The organism is Streptomyces sp. NBC_00203, assembly GCF_045206325.1.
GTDB classification, from domain to species: domain Bacteria; phylum Actinomycetota; class Actinomycetes; order Streptomycetales; family Streptomycetaceae; genus Streptomyces; species Streptomyces lutosisoli.
Genome location: NZ_CP108126.1, coordinates 1,903,836 through 1,919,688, shown reverse-complemented (window position 1 = coordinate 1,919,688; position 15,853 = coordinate 1,903,836). Strand labels below are relative to the sequence as shown.

Below are 15,853 nucleotides of genomic sequence, written 5' to 3'. Positions count from 1 at the left end.
CTTCCGCCGAGTGACGGCGTCATGACTCCTGCTCGGTGGCCAGCAGCCGGTCCGCGATCTCCTCGATGCGCTCGCGCAGGCCCTCCTGGCTCTTGCCGCCGTCGAGGCGTTCGCCGCCGATGACATACGTCGGGGTGCCGGTCACTCCGATGGCCTTGCCCTCGGCCTGGTCGGCGTCGACGATCAGGATGTGCCGGCCGTCGATCAGGGCCGTGTCGAACTCCTCGGCGTCCAGGCCGAGTTCACGGGCGACCTCGACCAGGAAGGGTTCCCCCTTACGGTCCAGCTCCTCGACGCGGCCGAGCACCGCCTCGACGTACGGCCACGCCTGGCCCTGCTCCGCGGCCTCCTCGGCGGCCTGCGCCGCGGCGAAGGCGTGCTTGTGCTTCTCCAGGGGGAAGTGCCGCAGCCGCAGCTCCAGGCGGTCGCCGTAGCGGGCGCGCAGCGCGCTCAGGTCGGCGAGAGCGCCGCGGCAGTCGGGGCACTGGAGTTCGCACCAGACATCCAGGACGGCGGCCGCAGGACGGGCGGAGGAGGAGTCGTTCATGGAGCCAGTCTCCCAGCCCCAGTGGGGGCGGCCCAACCGGGACCTGGGGAGGACGCCGACCCGGAGATGTCCCTGAGGTCCGCCCGGAGCATGGCATACCGGGCGTGGGGAGGTGCAGGATGGAAGGGACGAACCGCCCCTGCTCGACCGAGCCCTGCCCTGGAGGACCGGATGATTGCCGAGACCGTCTGTTCCGCCGTCTCCGTGGCCGGCCTGGGCATCGCCGCGGTCACGGCCTACCGCAAGCGCTTCCTGGCAGCCGCACGTATCGCCGCGTACTCGCTGGTGCCGATCGGTCTGGTGATGACCGGGGTCGTCGGCTGGCTGGCCGACACCGCGTTCAGCCCGACCGCGTGGGCCGGCTTCGTCGTGCTCGGCGGCGCCTGGCTGCTGTTCCTGAGCACGCGGGCCGTGGAGCGGCGCCGCGGCGTCGGGACGCGGAAGGAACGCAAGGCGGCGGAGGCCGCCCAGCGCGAGGCTGTCGCCCCCGCGGCCTCGGCGCCCTCGCTGAGCCAGGGTTCCCGCCCGGCCGCCCGCCCCGCGGCAAAGCCCCGGGCCACGGGCTCAGGGGAGGACTTCAGCGACATCGAGGCCATCCTGAAGAAGCACGGCATATGACCAGCTGAAACGACACAACGCTGCACGGGGGCTTCATGGAGTGCGCGTAAGTGTTCATGTTCTGGCGCGCTCCTCACATGATCCGGCGAACTCCCGCATTTTCCGGGCGTGTTGATCGCGCGAGTGGGGTCGGCTGCGCCATCATCGCCGCGAGATGCTGGACACAACACAGAGCGACACCGCCGCCCCGTCCGAGGAGCGGCGTGGTTGTCTCTTCGCGCTCTCCCAGCCACCGCTGATGATCTTCCTTGCGGTGATCGGCTGTCTGCTGCTCATGGCTTCGCTGCACGACCTGCTGCTGCTCTGAGCCGTACACGGAGCCCCTGGCGCCACCCGCCGAGGGCTCCGTCACAGTCCGCCACCTCCCCGCGTTCGAGCGCGGAGCGCGGAGCGTCGAGCCGATGCGTCCGCCAGTCCCGTGTCCTTGTGCAGCGTCGTGTGCCGCGTCCGGAGCCGCCGGTACGCCGCTCAGCCCGCCGCTTCCTTCCGCCGTGCCCGGTACGCGGCCACGTGGAGGCGGTTCCCGCAGGTGCGGCTGTCGCAGTAGCGGCGGGAGCGATTGCGGGAGAGGTCGACGAAGGCGCGCCGGCAGTCCGGGGCCTCGCAGCGGCGCAGCCGCTCCTGCTCCCCGGCGACCACGAAGAAGGCCAGCGCCATCCCGCAGTCGGCCGCGAGATGGTCGGCGACGGACGCGCCCGGGGCGAAGTAGTGCACATGCCAGTCGTAGCCGTCGTGGTCGGTGAGCCGCGGGGTGGTGCCCGCCGCGGCGACCAGGTCGTTGATGAGCGCGGCGGCGATCCGCGGCTCGTCGGCGCTGAAGATCTCGGCGAACCGGCCGCGCACCTTGCGCACGGCCGCGAGATCGGGCTCCGACAGCACGCCGACATCGCTGATCTCGTGCTTTCGTACGAAGTCGGCGAGGGACGCGACATCCGCGAGCCCGTCCGTCGGCTGGTCCTCCGGCGCGGTGTTCACCAGATCCACCACGGCGTCGAGGGCGCACCGGGTGTCGTGGGTGATCAGCACGTTTCGCTCCCTGGCCTGGGGGGTCGGGCGGGCGCCCGCCCGATGCTGGCCGATCGTAGTGGCTTCCCGGCGTGCGGAGTGGGCGAGGGGGAGCGGAGCGGAGGCCGACGGGGAGTCGGAGGGGCGGGTGTGGGGGAGCCGGCGTGGGGCACGTGCACCGGCGCCGCCCCCGCGGAAGTCCGCGGCGACGGCGCCGGTTTTCGTGCCCAATGCGGTTGTGCCTAATACGGTTGTGCCCTACGTGGTTGTGCCCTATGCGGTTGTCTAGGCCCGAGCCGTCTCCCCGAGTGGACGGCGCCGGGCGGCTCTGTGGTGACTCGCTAGCTCTCGGCCAGGATGTGTGAGAGCTCCGTGTCGAGATCGAAGTGCCGGTGTTCCGTGCCTGGGGGCACGGCGGCGTCCGTTCGCTTCAGGAACGACTCAAGGGCCCGCGCCGGGGCTTCGAGTAGTGCCTCACCCTCCGGAGAGCTCAGGGCGATGCATACGACGCCCTGGCCATGGCTTCGGGACGGCCAGACTCGGACGTCGCCGGTACCGGTGGGCCGGTGCAGGCCCTCGGCGAGGAGGTCGCGGGCGAACACCCACTCGACGGTTTCCTCGGCTCCGGTGTGGAAGGTGGCGTGCACGGCGTAGGGATCGGCCGTGTCATACCGCAGTCCTGCGGGAACAGGCAGTGAGGACTCGCTCGACACAACGAGGCGCAGGTGCAGCTCGCAGCTGACCGTGGTGTTCATAAGCGCCAGGGCCTTTCGCTCAGTGTGCGCTCGGGGATTCGCACGTCGGCGAAATCGACATGCCACCTACGGTGCCGTTGTAAACCCCTCTGAGTGTTTTGCGTGCCTTTACGTAACTCATCCGGCCGAGAGTCCGTTCGCCGGATAGGGCCATTCCGGTGACTGGTTTCTCTCGGGTAGGGTTTGGCCGTATGAATACGGGGAGTGACGAGCCGGGCGAGGTCGCCATGGCTGACGACGGGGTGAAGGGTGAGCGGGCGCTCGGTTCGCGGGCGCCGGAATTCATCAAGGCGCGTCGCGCGCTGCACCTGAGCTGGCAGGTGGGCGTTTTCATCGTGGGGCTCGCGGTGGTCGTCGCGGGCGTGATCATGCTTCCGCTGCCGGGGCCCGGCTGGCTGGTGATCTTCGGCGGCATGGCGATCTGGGCGACCGAGTTCGTCTGGGCGCAGCTCGTGCTCCGCTGGACGAAGCGCAAGGTCACGGAGGCGACGCAGCGGGCGCTCGACCCCAAGGTGCGGCGCCGCAACATCATCCTCACGACGGTCGGCCTCGTGATCATCGCCGCCCTTGTCGGCGTCTACGTCTGGAAGTTCGGCCTCGAGATGCCCTGGAACATCAAGGAGTGACGACCCCCTCCGGGTGCCGTCCTGAGGCCCCTCGGCTGGTCGGAGCCACCCCCTGACATGGGGTAATGTTCTCCCTGCGCCCGGGCGATTAGCTCAGCGGGAGAGCGCTTCGTTCACACCGAAGAGGTCACTGGTTCGATCCCAGTATCGCCCACCAGCACGACAGGCGGCCTGGTCCACGGAACACGTGGACCGGGCCGCCTTCGTCATTCCCACGCGACGGCTCCACGCACTCCGCGTGCGTTGCGGCCGGGCCGGAGTGTCGGCGTTGCCCCGGAGGAGGCTCCGGGGCGGGGGTGGCGTCGGCCTTGCGGGAGCGCTGGAGCGGACGTACGCCGGGCACGTCCAGGGACTCTGCCGGCCACGGGTCCAGCGGCCCCCGGGTGCCCACCGACGCTTGCTGAGACGCCAGGGCCGAAGGCCTGTTGCCGACGTGGGCGCCAACGTCGGTGGACCGTCGCCCGGGCGCGCCGTCGTCGGTACCGTCGCACCTCCTTCGAACCCCTGGGCTGCCCCACGGCATCGAAGCCTATGCCCCGCTGACCTGCACCGATCCGAAAAGTCCCGACACCGGCCAACAGCCTCCCGGCACGCAATCTCCCCTCCCACGAATAGCCCTTCTCAGCCCGCCTCTTGAGCCCGAGTCGAGCGCGCGGTTGTTGGTGATCCTGGGGTTTGTGCGCGGGTCGGGCTGTTGGTGGTTGGTGGTCGTGCGATTCCTGCCTGGGCCGAGCCGAGCCGTTGGCGGTGCCTCGGTTCGTGTCCGGGCTGGGGTGTTGGTGGTGGTGCGGTTCCTGTCCGGGCTGGGCTCTTGGCATGGCTCCGGGTCGTGTCCGAGCCGAGCTGTTGGCGGCGCTCTGGCTTCTGGCCGAGGCGGCGTTCGCGACGCACGACTTCCCGACCGAGCGGAGCCGTACTCGCTGGTCAGGGCCCTGCCCGAGTAGCCCCTGTCCGTGCTCCGTTTCCTGCCCGAGCTCAGCCGTTCCCGGTCCTGGTCCCCGCCCAGGTCCAGCCGTTCCCGGTCCTGACCCCGTCCAGGTCCAGCCGTTCCCGGTCCTGACCCCGTCCAGGTCCAGCCGTTCCCGGTCCTGACCCCGTCCAGGTCCAGCCGTTCCCGGTTCCGCGCCCCCGCCCAGATTCAGCCCCTTCCCATTCCCTATCCCCGCTCAGGCCAACCCCTGCCAAGTGCCCCGCCCCCTCCAAGTCGCCTCTTCCGGCCACCCCGCCTCCCGCCCGACCCCAGCCCTTCCCTGCCCCCCCGACTCCCGCCCGAGCCAAACTCCTCCACCTCGCCGCAGCCCACCACACCCGCCCCCACCTCAACCCACCCCCCAACCCCCCACCCCTCACGCTCAGTTCCCCCACCTCCCCCCAACCCCCGCCCCACCGCCGCCACCCCCCCGAACCGCAGTTGTTTTTCGGCCCCGTCCCCAACCCGTCCAACCCACCGCATCACGTTCGACAGGCCGACCACACCCGCCCGACCTGCACAATCACGCACGCCCAAGCGAACCGCACCCCCACCCACGCCCGCGCGCGGCCAAACCGCATCCCATCAATTCCTGTCCGAATCATTGACGCGCCCGAAAGCCCTCCGTACCTTGTGCCAGCAAGCGCTTACTTGAAACGATTCATGCAGGCGGCGACGACGTTGCGGGGAGGCCCGACTGTGGGAAACAACGGGAGTGTTGAGAGGCGGACCGTCCTCAAGGCGGCCGGAGCTTCGCTGGCCACGCTGGGGCTGGCCGCTACGACGGGCTGCGGTGGGGACAGTGGCACCTCCGGGGACGGGACGGTGACGATCCGTTATGCCTGGTGGGGTGCCGACGAGCGGGCGAAGAGGATCAACCAGTCCATCGCGCTCTTCGAGAAGAAGTACCCCAAGATCAAGGTGAAGACGGACTTCCAGGATTATGTGGCCTTTTGGGAGAAGTTCCAGACCCAGGCCGCCGGTGGAAATCCGCCGGACGTATTCCAGAACGCCGTCGGATTTCTTCGGAAGTACGACAAGCGAGGCGTTCTGCTCGACCTCAAGTCCCAGATAGACGCCGGAAATCTGAGCCTCGAAAACTTCCGTGCCGGAGTCGAGAAGGTCGGCCAGGTCGATGGAAAGCAGCTCGGCATTCCGGTCGGATCCAACACCATGTCACTTGTCATCGACGAGAAGGTCTTTGAGAAGGCGGGCATCAAGCCCAAGCAGGGCTGGACCTGGGACGAGTATTTCGCCGCCCTCAAGAAGATCCACGACACCCAGAAGGTGGCCGGCGACACCGGCTACTTCAGCATCATGTACTTGTACGACCTCTACCTCCGGCAGAACGGCAAGGCGTTCTTCACCAGCGACGGACTTGGCTTCGACGAGGCCGACCTGACGGAGTGGTGGACGGACGGCTACAACCGCGTCAAGGCCGGCATCATCACCGATCCCAAGCGGGTCGAGCAGGACAAGCCGAAGTCCTCGCTGTCGGCGGGGCACGCCGCCTCCGAGTTCACCTGGGACAACTTCACGGTCCGTTACACCGCGGAGGGTGACAGCAGCTACGGCCTCGCGCCGATCCCCACGACCGACGGCAAGCAGACCGGCCAGTACCTCGCCTCCCTGATGCTCAGCGCCTCCGCCCGCACCAAGCACCCCAAGGAAGTCGCCCAGTTCATCAACTTCATGGTCCACGACCCCGAGGTCGGCAAGATCATGGGCTACGACCGCGGCATCCTCGCGACCACCGAGCAGTTCGAGGCGTTCAAGCCGGCCGATGCCCCCAGCAAGGCGATCGCGAAGTACGAGACGGATGTCGCCGCGGCGGGAGTCCTCGGCACCATCACTCCGCACCCGGCCGGCGCCGACACCGTCGAGTCCGCTTTCCTGCGTATCGGCGGTGACATGTCGCAGGGCACGACCAAGGTCTCCGACGCGGTGAAGCAGTTCTTCTCCGAGGCGAAGACCGCCCTCGCCTCCTGATGGGAACCGCAGTGACGCTCGTCAAGGACTCCTCTCCGCCCGACGCACCGGAGATGCGCTCCGTGGCCCCCGCCGCCGGAAAGCGGCGGGGGCGCCGGGAGAATCTCGCCGGCTATCTCTTCATGTCCCCGTGGATCGCGGGCTTCCTGCTGCTGACCGCGGGCCCGATGGCCGCCTCGCTCTACTTCGCGTTCACCGACTACAACCTCTTCAATTCACCGAAGTGGATCGGCTTCGACAACTTCACCAAGATGTTCGACGATCCCCGGTGGCAGAGGTCGGTCGAGGTGACGGCCAAGTACGTCATCATCGGTACGCCGCTGAAGCTGCTGCTGGCGCTCGGGGTCGCCCTGCTGCTCGCGCAGAGCCGCCGCGGCCAGGCCTTCTACCGGGCCGCGTTCTACGCCCCGTCACTGATCGGCGCGAGCGTCTCGGTCGGCTTCGTCTGGCGCGCGCTCTTCTCCGACGACGCCATCGTGGACCGTACGCAGTCGTTCTTCGGCTTCCACACCGGAGGCTGGGTCGGCGACCCGAACTGGGTGCTCTACAGCCTGGTGGCACTCACCGTCTGGCAGTTCGGCGCGCCCATGGTGATCTTCCTCGCCGGGCTCAAGCAGGTGCCGAAGGAGCTGTACGAGGCGGCCGAGGTGGACGGCGCCGGACCGTTCCGGCGGTTCTGGAACATCACGCTGCCGATGATTTCGCCGGTGCTGTTCTTCAACGTGCTCCTGGAGACCATCCACTCCTTCCAGATCTTCGGCTCGGCCTACGTGGTCTCCAACGCCACCTGCGGACCGGCCGACGCCACGCTCGTCTACACCTGTTACCTGTACCAGAAGGGCTTCAAGGAGTCCCAGATGGGCTTCGCGTCCGCCATGGCCTGGATGCTGCTGCTCGCCGTCGCGCTGGTGACGGCCGTCCTCTTCTGGTCGCAGAAGCGGTGGGTGCACTACGAGGAGGACGCCCGATGAGCGCGACCACCACGAAACCCCTGGCCCTCAGCCGTAAGCGCACCGGCTCGCTCGTCTGGCACATCGGTGCCCTGCTGGTCCTCGCGGTCGTCCTCTATCCCGTCATCTGGGTCCTCGGAGCCTCGTTCAAGCCCAGCCGGGAGATCATCGGCAGCCTGGACCTGTTCCCGACCAGTCCCATCCTCGGCAACTTCAAGGGGTTGGCCGACGGCATCGCGGACATCTCGATCGCGACCTTCTTCCAGAACTCCCTCTTCTACGCGTTCGGCTCCGTCGTCGGCATCCTCATCTCCTGCTCGCTGACGGCGTACGCGTTCGCCAAGATCCGGTTTGCCGGACGGAACGTACTGTTCTCGCTGATGATCGGCACGCTCCTGCTGCCGTACCACGTGCTGCTCATCCCGCAGTACGTGATGTTCCAGAAGATGGACCTGGTCAACACCTACGTACCGCTGCTGATCGGCAAGTATCTGGCGACCGAGGCGTTCTTCGTCTTCCTCATGGTGCAGTTCATGCGGAACCTGCCCCGGGAACTGGACGAGGCCGCCCGGCTGGATGGCTGCGGGCATCTGCGGATCTACTGGTCGATCGTGCTGCCGCTGTGCCGCCCGGCCCTCATCACCAGCGCGATCTTCACCTTCATCAATGCCTGGAACGACTTCATGGGCCCGCTGATCTACCTCAACGAGCCCAGCAAGTACACGGTCTCGCTGGGCATGATGATGTTCCGCGATCAAGAGGGAGTCGCCAACTACGGCGGCATGATCGCGATGTCGTTGGTCGCGCTGCTTCCCGTGCTCCTCTTCTTCCTCGCCTTCCAGCGGTATCTGATCGACGGTATGGCGACCTCCGGACTGAAGGGCTGAGATGGCCACCACCCAGCCGCGGGCAAAGGCCGGAGCGAGGCCGAAGGCCCGCAAGGCACCCCGCGAATCCGTCTTCGCCGAGCGCTTCGCCGTGTTCGCGGAGTGTCTGCTCACCGGCGTGTGGATCGCGGTGGCTTCGCTGCCGCTGGTCACCTATCCCGCGGCGTTCGCGGCCGGCTCCCGGCATCTGCGGCGGCGTACGACCCATGTGGCGGGCGGCTGGCGGGAGTTCGTCGCCGACTTCCGGGCGGCCGTCCGGGGCGGGTGGATCGCCGGGCTCGCCGGCTGGGTGGCGGCGGCCGCGGTCTGGGTGGATGTCCAGGCCGTGCGCGCCGGAATACCAGGCGGCCCGCTCGTCGGGGCCGTCGGCCTCTTTGCCCTGATCGGCGGTGCCGTCGCCGGACTGCGCGCGGCGGCGGCCTGGGAGCCGGGGGCGGCCTGGCGCGAGCTGCTCGCGGACGCCGGGCGCCGCACGGTGCTCGACCCGGCCGGATCCTTTCTGCTCATCGGCGGACTGGCCGTGGTGGTCTCCTCCGCCTTCTTCGTCGCGCCGCTGGCGGTCCCCGTCCTGGGGGCCGTAGCGGCGGCGGCCGTCGCCGTGGAGGAGCGGTACCGGCGCCGCTGACCCAGCCCCCGCAGTCGTACGAAAGGTCGGTGCTCCACGCGAAGCGCCGTACCTCCCTCTGTCATGCCCCTGACTTCCCCGCACGGAAAGGAAAGGCTGAATCTCATGGCGCCCATCCCCCGCAGGTCCCTTCTCAAGGCGGCCGCCGTCGCCGGAGCCGCCGCCCAGTTCAGCTGGGCCCTGGGCAGCACGAACGCGCAGGCCGCCGTCAGCGCCGAGGCCGCCGACGCGGATCCGGTGACCCTGGACTGGCTGGAGGACGGCGGTCTCGGTGCCGCTCCCGGATCCACCGTCGGTGTGCCCTGGCCGAAGGGCACGTATCAGGAGGACCAGACCTTCGCGCTGACGGACGCCGACGGCAAGGCCGTGCCCGTGCAGTCCTGGCCGATCGCGTACTGGCCGGACGGCTCCCTCAAGTGGACCGCGCACGCGGTGAGTTCGGATTCCGGGAAGCTCACGCTCAGCACCGGGGAACCCGCCGCTCCTGACAAGAAGGTCACCGTCGACAAGAGCGGCGGCACCATCGACATATCGACCGGGGTCATCACCGCGAAGATCGGCAAGAGCGGCTCGACGCTGGTCAAGTCCGTGACGCGCGGCTCGACCGAGATCGCCAAGAACGGCCGGCTGGTCCTGATCCGCCAGCCGGAGATCGAGGACGAGGACCAGGGCGCCGAGAAGTTCGAACGCTTCGAGAGCGCGATCTCCGAGGTCGAGGTCGAGCAGGAGGGCCCGGTCCGTGCCGTCGTCCGCATCGACGGCAAGCACCGCAAGGGCAGCCGGAGTTGGCTGCCCTTCTCGATCCGGCTGTACTTCTACGCGGGCGCCGACTCCTTCCGCATGGTGCACACCATCACCTTCGACGGGACACAGGAGCCGGGCAAGGCGAGCGGCGACTTCATCCGCGGCCTCGGCGTCCGCTTCACCGTGCCGATGCGCGACGCGTCGTACGACCGGCACATCCGCATCGGCGGCGACGAGACCGGTCTGCTGCGGGAGGCGGTCAAGGGCATCACCGGGCTGCGGCGCGACCCGGGCGCGGCCGTGCAGGCGGCCCAGTTCGCGGGCGAGAAGCTGCCCGACCCGTCGACCTGGGACCAGCGGGTGACGACCCGGCTCCAGTACATCCCCGAGTGGGGCGACTACACCCTCGCCCAGCTCTCCGCCGACGGTTTCACCCTGCGCAAGCGGACGAAGAAGGGGTACGGCTGGATCGGCGCCGGCGGCGGCAAGCGCGCGTCGGGCTTCGGTTATGTCGGCGGGCCGAGCGGCGGATTCTCCTTCGGGCTGCGGGACTTCTGGGAGAAGTTCCCGGCCCAGCTCGACATCCGCGACGCCCACACCGACGAGGCCGAGGTCACCCTCTGGCTCTGGTCGCCCGAGGCACAGCCCATGGACCTGCGCTTCTACCACGACGGTATGGGCCAGGACACGTACGCCGAACAGCTCGAAGGTCTCAACATCACCTACGAGGACTACGAGCCGGGCTTCGGCACCCCCTACGGCATCGCCCGTACCTCCGAACTCCTCTTCTGGGCCAACGAGTCGACGCCCACGCCCGAGAAGCTCGCCGAACAGGTCGACGCCGTACGGGTGCTGCCGCAGCTCGCCGCCCCGCCCAAGCAGCTCATCAAGGCCAAGGTCTTCGGACCCGGCCTCTACTCCGAGCCCGACCGCTCCACGACCGCCAAGGCCAAGATCGAGGACCACCTCGACTTCCTCTTCACCTACTACAAGGACCAGGTGGAGATGCGCCGTTGGTACGGCTTCTGGGACTACGGCGACATCATGCACTCGTACGACCCGGTCAGGCACCAGTGGCGCTACGACGTCGGCGGTTACGCCTGGGACAACTCCGAGTTGTCGCCGGACCTTTGGCTGTGGTTCGCGTACATCCGCTCCGGCCGCGCGGACATCTTCCGCTTCGCCGAGGCGATGACCCGCCACACCGGCGAGGTCGACGTCTACCACCTCGGCCAGTGGGCGGGCCTCGGCACCCGGCACGGCGTGCAGCACTACGCCGACAGCGCCAAGCAGCAGCGCATCGCCAACACCACGTACCGGCGCTACTACTACTTCCTCACCGCGGACGAGCGCGTCGGCGACCTCATGCACGCCAACGTCGACTCCGACGAGACGTTCCTGGTCCTCGACCCGATCCGCAAGATCCGCACCGAGCCGTACACGCCCGACCGGCACGCGCTGTCGATCGGCTTCGGCACGGACTGGAGCGGGCTCGTGTCGGCGTGGCTGACCGAGTGGGAGCGCAAGGGCCCGAAGTGGGAGAAGGCCAAGGCGCGGGTGCTGTCGACGATGGAGACCATCGCCGGCCAGCCCAACGGATTCGTGCAGGGCAGCGGCCTGTACGACCTCGACACCGGCAAGTTCGCCATCGCCACGACGCCCGTGGTCGGCGTCTCGCACCTCTCCGCGGTCTTCGGCCTCAACGAACTGTGCGCCGAACTCATCGACCTCGTCGACATGCCCAAGTTCAAGGACGCGTACCTCGACTACTGCCGCTACTTCAACGCCACCAAGACCGAACAGGCGGCCCGTTACGGCTCCAACTTCGGCACCCTGCTGCTGTTCCAGGGCCACTCGCGCCTCGACGCGTACGCCGCCGTACAGACCGGCGACGCGAAGCTCGCCACGCGCGCGTGGACCAAGTTCTACAGCTCCGACGGCTATACCGAGTCCTCACCCTGGAAGACGGAGAAGGTGAGCGGCCCGGTCACGCTGGTACCGGGCAGCGAGGCCAACTGGGTCTACACGAACGACACAGCGTTGTACGGCCTCGCCGCCATCGAGAACCTGGCGCTGCTCGGCGACAAGATGCCGTAGCAGTACGCCGGTTGAGGATGTGTCAGCTCATCCTCCCCAGCACCTCCCGCACTCGCCGTGCGTCGCGCATCCGCTGCTCGTAGGTGGCACCCAGCGCGAGCAGCAGCAGACCGGCGAGTGCGGGAGGCACCCAACGGGGGAGCGCGTCGACCACCTGCACGAGGTACGGGGCGAGTTCGTGCAGCGCGTCCAGGACGAGCACCGTGCCGCCCACCACGAGCGGCGCCTGGAGACGGTGCCGGGCGCCCACGAGGACGACCAGGAGCGCCGCCGCGCCGAGCAGCAGCGGGCGAAGCCAGTGGGTGTCGCCCCACGCCGTGAACAGGCTCGGCACGAGTGTGACGGACAGCCCCGGACCGTACGCCGCCCACGACGAGACGGCCATGACCTTGCGGCGCCTGACCGCCCCCACGAGCAACGCCGGGAGGGTCACCGGAAGCGTGTACGCCTCCGGGGAGCCCACGTTCCAGGCCGCCAGGCGGACCCAGGTGGCCAGGACGAACAGGGCGGCGGCCGCGTATCCGACGGAGCGCCGGTCCTCCCGTATCGCCGTGCCCGCGGCGATCACTCCGCAGAGCGACAGGACCAGGGCCAGCATCGGCGGATCGGCGACCGTGAGAGCGATCGCCGGCAGAGCCGCGGCGGCTCCGGTCACCTCCACCGGGACGGTCATGGACGAGTCGCCCAGACGCGCGGCGAGGAGGGCCGCGCCGGCCGGCACCACGAGGACGAGCAGCGCGGTCTGCTGCGGCTGCCAGCCGAGGGACGCCCCCACGGCACAGGCCAGGGCAGTGGCGTACGCGAGGGAGGCGGGCGCCGCGGCCGGGCCGAGGCCCGGTCGCCAGGCGGCGGCAGCGAACAGGACGGTCAGCGAGGCGAGGACGGTGAGGGTGGCGCCCTCGGAGGCCAGCGAGAGGAACGCGAGGCCGAGGGAGGAGAGGAGGGCCAGCAGCAGCGGGGGTGTCCGCGGCTGTGTGGGGCGGGCGTACGCCAGGGCGGCCGCCGTCGTGAGCCCCTGCGTCAACAGCGCCACCGTGTAGGGGAGTTCGAGAGCCGCCGGGAGGACGAGTACCGTCGCCCAGCTCAGCGTCAGCGCGCACGTCAGGGCCTGCTGACGCCATTCCGAGGCGCGGACCGCCACCACCAGGACTCCGGCGACGAGCGCGAGGACGAGCGGCGCCGTGGCCGCGTGCGGAGGCCAGGGGACGTCGAGAGTCACCGCGTCGCGGGCGGTCGCAGGCGAACCGGACCATGCCCTCTCCGCCCAGCCGACGGGGCCCAGAAGGGTGATGCCGACCAGAGGAAGCGCCCACACCACGGCGACGGCCTGCACGCAGCCGGAGGCCCAGGCGAGTCCGCGCCGCAGCGGCTCGGCCAGGCGCGTGCGCACGACCGCCAACAGGGCGACACCGCACGCCAGATAGCCGGGAACCGTCCAGTCGTCGGGCAGCGACGAGCGCAGGACGCCGCCGAGTCCGACGACGGTGATCAGACCGCCGGCCAGCGCGGTGCCGGTCGCGACGCCCGGCTTGGGGGCGTGCCACGCCGCCGCGAAGGCGGTCGCCGCGGCAAGGAGGAGGAGCGCCGCCGCACGGGCGGCGGCGCTCGGGCCGGAGGCCGTCCAGGACAGCCAACCGGCGGCAAGGGTGCCCCAGCCGCCCATGCCGTACGCGCCGACGGCGGCGACCACACGTACGGACTTCACGGGGACCCGGAGCGCGACCAGCGTGTCGAACGCGGCCGTCACCAGCAGCGCGGCCGTGAGGGCATGGGCGCCCGCGCCGGCCGCGGCCGCCCAGAGCAGCAGCGGGAGCTGGGCCGTGGCCACGGCGGTGGGAAGGGGGAGCCGCAAGGGCAGACGTACAACGGCGGTGGCCGGCTGCTGTCCGGCGCCGGTGGTGTCCGTCGGCTGTCCGGCCGGGCGGTGCAGCGCGCCGAGGGCGAGACTGTACGCCGCCCACAGCGTGGCCAGTACCGCCGACGCGAGCGCCGCGTACCCGAGGCCGTCGGTGTCCGGCAGCGCGACCTCGTGCAGCGCGTAGGCGTCCAGCACCGTCAGCGCGAGGCCGAGCCCCGCCACCGACTCGGCCGTCGAACGCAGTCCGCGGCGGAGCAGCGGCACCGGCGCGCCAAGAGCGGCCAGCGTCACCGCGCCGAGGACCAGCGCCCGGCCGGCGATCCCCAGATGCCCCCAGCTGACGACCGTGAACGCGACGGCGGCCACGGTCAGCAGGATGCCGCCGAGCAGCAGGAGCACGTTCTGGACGCCGGGTGCCGTGGTCTCGGGCCGGCGGGCAGGGGCTGCCTGCGGCGCGAACGGCGCGTGCGGCGCGGCGGGCGGCTGAAGGGCGGCGATCAGCCAGACGCGGCGGGCCAGCAACAGGGCCCGGCGCGCATCGAGTTGCCGCAGCTCGGTGTCGAGGAGCCGCAACTCCTCGGCCGGGGGCGGGATGTGGGTCATGCTCCGGAGTGTGGTCCCGGTCACGTTCGCTGACATGAGTGCGCGTACTCAGGCCGTACTCAGATCCCCGTAAGGGCACACTCCGTACATGGACTGGAGTCACTACCGCTTCCGCAGCCTCTGGGCCCTGCGCGCGCCCCGGGCCGCCGTCTACACCGCCCTCGAACAGGCCGAGGACTACCCGCGCTGGTGGCCCCAGGTCCGTGAGGTCAACCCGATCGACGAGCGCAGCGGCACCATCCGGATCCGCGCACTCCTGCCCTACGACCTGGTGTTCACCGCCCGGGAGGTCCGGCGGGACCCCATGGCCGGGGTCCTGGAGATCGCGATGGCCGGTGACCTCGAAGGCTGGGCACGCTGGACGCTCACCTCCGACGGGCCCGGTACCCGCGCCCGGTACGACCAGGAGGTCGACGTCAGCAAGCCTCTGCTGCGGCGGCTCGCGGTGCCGGGGCGGCCGGTCTTCCGCGCCAACCACGCCCTGATGATGCGCGCGGGACAGCGAGGACTCACGGCTTACCTCGAAGCGGTTTGAACCACACCCGCCGGGACCTGTATTGTTCAGTCCGTTCCCGGGCGATTAGCTCAGTGGGAGAGCGCTTCGTTCACACCGAAGAGGTCACTGGTTCGAACCCAGTATCGCCCACCCGGAGAAAGCCGGTCCGTCACAGACGGACCGGTTTTTCTGTGTGCTCACGCTGCCTCGCGCAGTTCGGGACGCAGCGGCCACGCCGGATCCACCGCCTCGTCCGAGCCGCTGCGCGCGAACCAGGCCTGCAGCCCGCGCGCCTGTGCCGCATGCCACACCGCCTGCAGTGTGTGCAGCTCGGCGGGCGAGAGCCGCTCCAGACGGGCCGCGAAACGGCGCCCCACCGCCCGTACGACATCCATCGAGGCCAGCGCGTCGGCCGCCGCGTCGTGCGCGCCCTCCAGCACCACGTCGTAGTGCGCGCACAGGTCGGTGAGGGTGCGGCGGCCCTTGCGGTAGCGGTCCAGGTGCTTGTCCAGAACCCGGGGATCGAGCACGCGCAGCGGCGTCGACTCGAACCAGTGGTCGAGGGAGGAGGCACGATGGCGGCGCAACTCCCGGTCCAGCAGGGTCAGATCGAAGGGCGCGTTCATCACCACGAGCGGGCGGCCCGCCGCGGCCTGTTCGCCCAGTTCCAGGGCTATCTCCTCCATCACCGGCGACGGCCAGCGGCCGTTGCGCTGCAGATGTTCGTCCGTGAGCCCGTGCACCGCCGTCGCCCCCGCGGGCACCGGCACTCCCGGGTTCACCAGCCATCGGGTCACCCGCGGACGGGAACCCGGGGCGTCCTGGACGACGACGGCGGCCGACACGATCCGGTCGGTCTCGACGTCCACGCCCGTGGTCTCCGTGTCGAACGCGGCCAAGGGGCCCTCGTACCAGCACGTCATACGTACACAACTCCTCGTTCACCCACGGCAGCTGACGCACCGTCTTCTGCCCGTTTGGTGATACCCGGGCTGTTTGCGCCGTACGCCGGAAGGAGACAACAGAGGTACGGGTCTTTGCAGTTCAGCGGCCCGCAGCGGGGATTTACTTGGCTTGGAAGGC

At 69.7% G+C, this 15,853-nt stretch carries 14 protein-coding genes and 2 tRNA genes; 11 read left to right on the top strand and 5 right to left on the bottom strand.

The features are described 5' to 3' along the window. Positions 1-19: 19 nt before the first annotated feature. Positions 20-547 (bottom strand): DsbA family protein, encoded by a 528-nt coding sequence (locus tag OG975_RS08905; protein ID WP_406328588.1) that lies wholly within the window; start codon positions 545-547, stop codon positions 20-22. Between the two features lie 171 nt (positions 548-718). Here OG975_RS08905 and OG975_RS08900 point away from each other — a divergent pair, with 171 nt between their 5' ends. Both OG975_RS08900 and OG975_RS08895 read left to right on the top strand, forming a co-directional pair. Then, positions 719-1,165, top strand: coding sequence for a hypothetical protein (locus OG975_RS08900; RefSeq protein WP_406328586.1), 447 nt, complete (start codon positions 719-721; stop codon positions 1,163-1,165). A 154-nt stretch (positions 1,166-1,319) separates the two neighbouring features. Further along, positions 1,320-1,472 (top strand): hypothetical protein, encoded by a 153-nt coding sequence (locus OG975_RS08895; RefSeq protein WP_167459210.1) that lies wholly within the window; start codon positions 1,320-1,322, stop codon positions 1,470-1,472. 161 nt (positions 1,473-1,633) lie between these two features. Here the strand turns inward: OG975_RS08895 and OG975_RS08890 are convergent, their stop codons facing one another. Together OG975_RS08890 and OG975_RS08885 are read right to left on the bottom strand one after the other, a co-directional pair. Continuing rightward, a complete protein-coding gene (locus OG975_RS08890) occupies positions 1,634-2,191 on the bottom strand; it encodes a CGNR zinc finger domain-containing protein (RefSeq protein WP_406328584.1) in 558 nt (185 codons plus the stop codon). 320 nt (positions 2,192-2,511) lie between these two features. Next, positions 2,512-2,925: an SsgA family sporulation/cell division regulator gene (locus OG975_RS08885; protein WP_003959770.1), complete on the bottom strand. Its 414-nt coding sequence runs from the start codon at positions 2,923-2,925 to the stop codon at positions 2,512-2,514. 191 nt (positions 2,926-3,116) lie between these two features. Between OG975_RS08885 and OG975_RS08880 the strand changes: the two genes are divergently transcribed. The 7 genes from OG975_RS08880 (at position 3,117) to OG975_RS08850 (ending at position 11,813) form a co-directional block, all read left to right on the top strand. Further along, positions 3,117-3,551 (top strand): TIGR02611 family protein, encoded by a 435-nt coding sequence (locus OG975_RS08880; RefSeq protein WP_406328582.1) that lies wholly within the window; start codon positions 3,117-3,119, stop codon positions 3,549-3,551. An 82-nt stretch (positions 3,552-3,633) separates the two neighbouring features. Further along, positions 3,634-3,708 (top strand) — tRNA-Val (locus OG975_RS08875). A gap of 1,512 nt (positions 3,709-5,220) precedes the next feature. Further along, the gene (locus OG975_RS08870) at positions 5,221-6,510 is read left to right on the top strand and encodes an ABC transporter substrate-binding protein (RefSeq protein WP_406328580.1); all 1,290 of its coding nucleotides are present in this window, start codon (positions 5,221-5,223) and stop codon (positions 6,508-6,510) included. Continuing rightward, positions 6,510-7,481 (top strand): carbohydrate ABC transporter permease, encoded by a 972-nt coding sequence (locus OG975_RS08865; RefSeq protein WP_406328578.1) that lies wholly within the window; start codon positions 6,510-6,512, stop codon positions 7,479-7,481. The genes OG975_RS08870 and OG975_RS08865 overlap by 1 nt, the downstream gene beginning before the upstream one ends. Next, a complete protein-coding gene (locus tag OG975_RS08860; protein WP_406328577.1) occupies positions 7,478-8,347 on the top strand; it encodes a carbohydrate ABC transporter permease in 870 nt (289 codons plus the stop codon). Before OG975_RS08865 ends, OG975_RS08860 begins: the two co-directional genes overlap by 4 nt. A 1-nt stretch (position 8,348) precedes the next feature. Next, the gene (locus OG975_RS08855) at positions 8,349-8,972 is read left to right on the top strand and encodes a hypothetical protein (RefSeq protein ID WP_406328575.1); all 624 of its coding nucleotides are present in this window, start codon (positions 8,349-8,351) and stop codon (positions 8,970-8,972) included. Between the two features lie 105 nt (positions 8,973-9,077). Beyond that, the gene (locus OG975_RS08850; protein WP_406328573.1) at positions 9,078-11,813 is read left to right on the top strand and encodes a Tat pathway signal sequence domain protein; all 2,736 of its coding nucleotides are present in this window, start codon (positions 9,078-9,080) and stop codon (positions 11,811-11,813) included. A 22-nt stretch (positions 11,814-11,835) separates the two neighbouring features. On the opposite strand, the gene OG975_RS08845 is transcribed toward OG975_RS08850, so the two are convergent. After that, entirely contained in the window at positions 11,836-14,310 is a 2,475-nt protein-coding gene (locus OG975_RS08845) for an SCO7613 C-terminal domain-containing membrane protein (protein ID WP_406328572.1), read from the bottom strand. A gap of 52 nt (positions 14,311-14,362) precedes the next feature. Here OG975_RS08845 and OG975_RS08840 point away from each other — a divergent pair, with 52 nt between their 5' ends. Continuing rightward, the gene (locus OG975_RS08840; RefSeq protein ID WP_406328571.1) at positions 14,363-14,809 is read left to right on the top strand and encodes an SRPBCC family protein; all 447 of its coding nucleotides are present in this window, start codon (positions 14,363-14,365) and stop codon (positions 14,807-14,809) included. Positions 14,810-14,848: 39 nt separating this feature from the next. Beyond that, a tRNA-Val gene (locus tag OG975_RS08835) sits at positions 14,849-14,920 on the top strand. Between the two features lie 47 nt (positions 14,921-14,967). Here the strand turns inward: OG975_RS08835 and OG975_RS08830 are convergent. Continuing rightward, the gene (locus OG975_RS08830; protein WP_381262983.1) at positions 14,968-15,693 is read right to left on the bottom strand and encodes a 3'-5' exonuclease; all 726 of its coding nucleotides are present in this window, start codon (positions 15,691-15,693) and stop codon (positions 14,968-14,970) included. Positions 15,694-15,853: the final 160 nt, after the last annotated feature.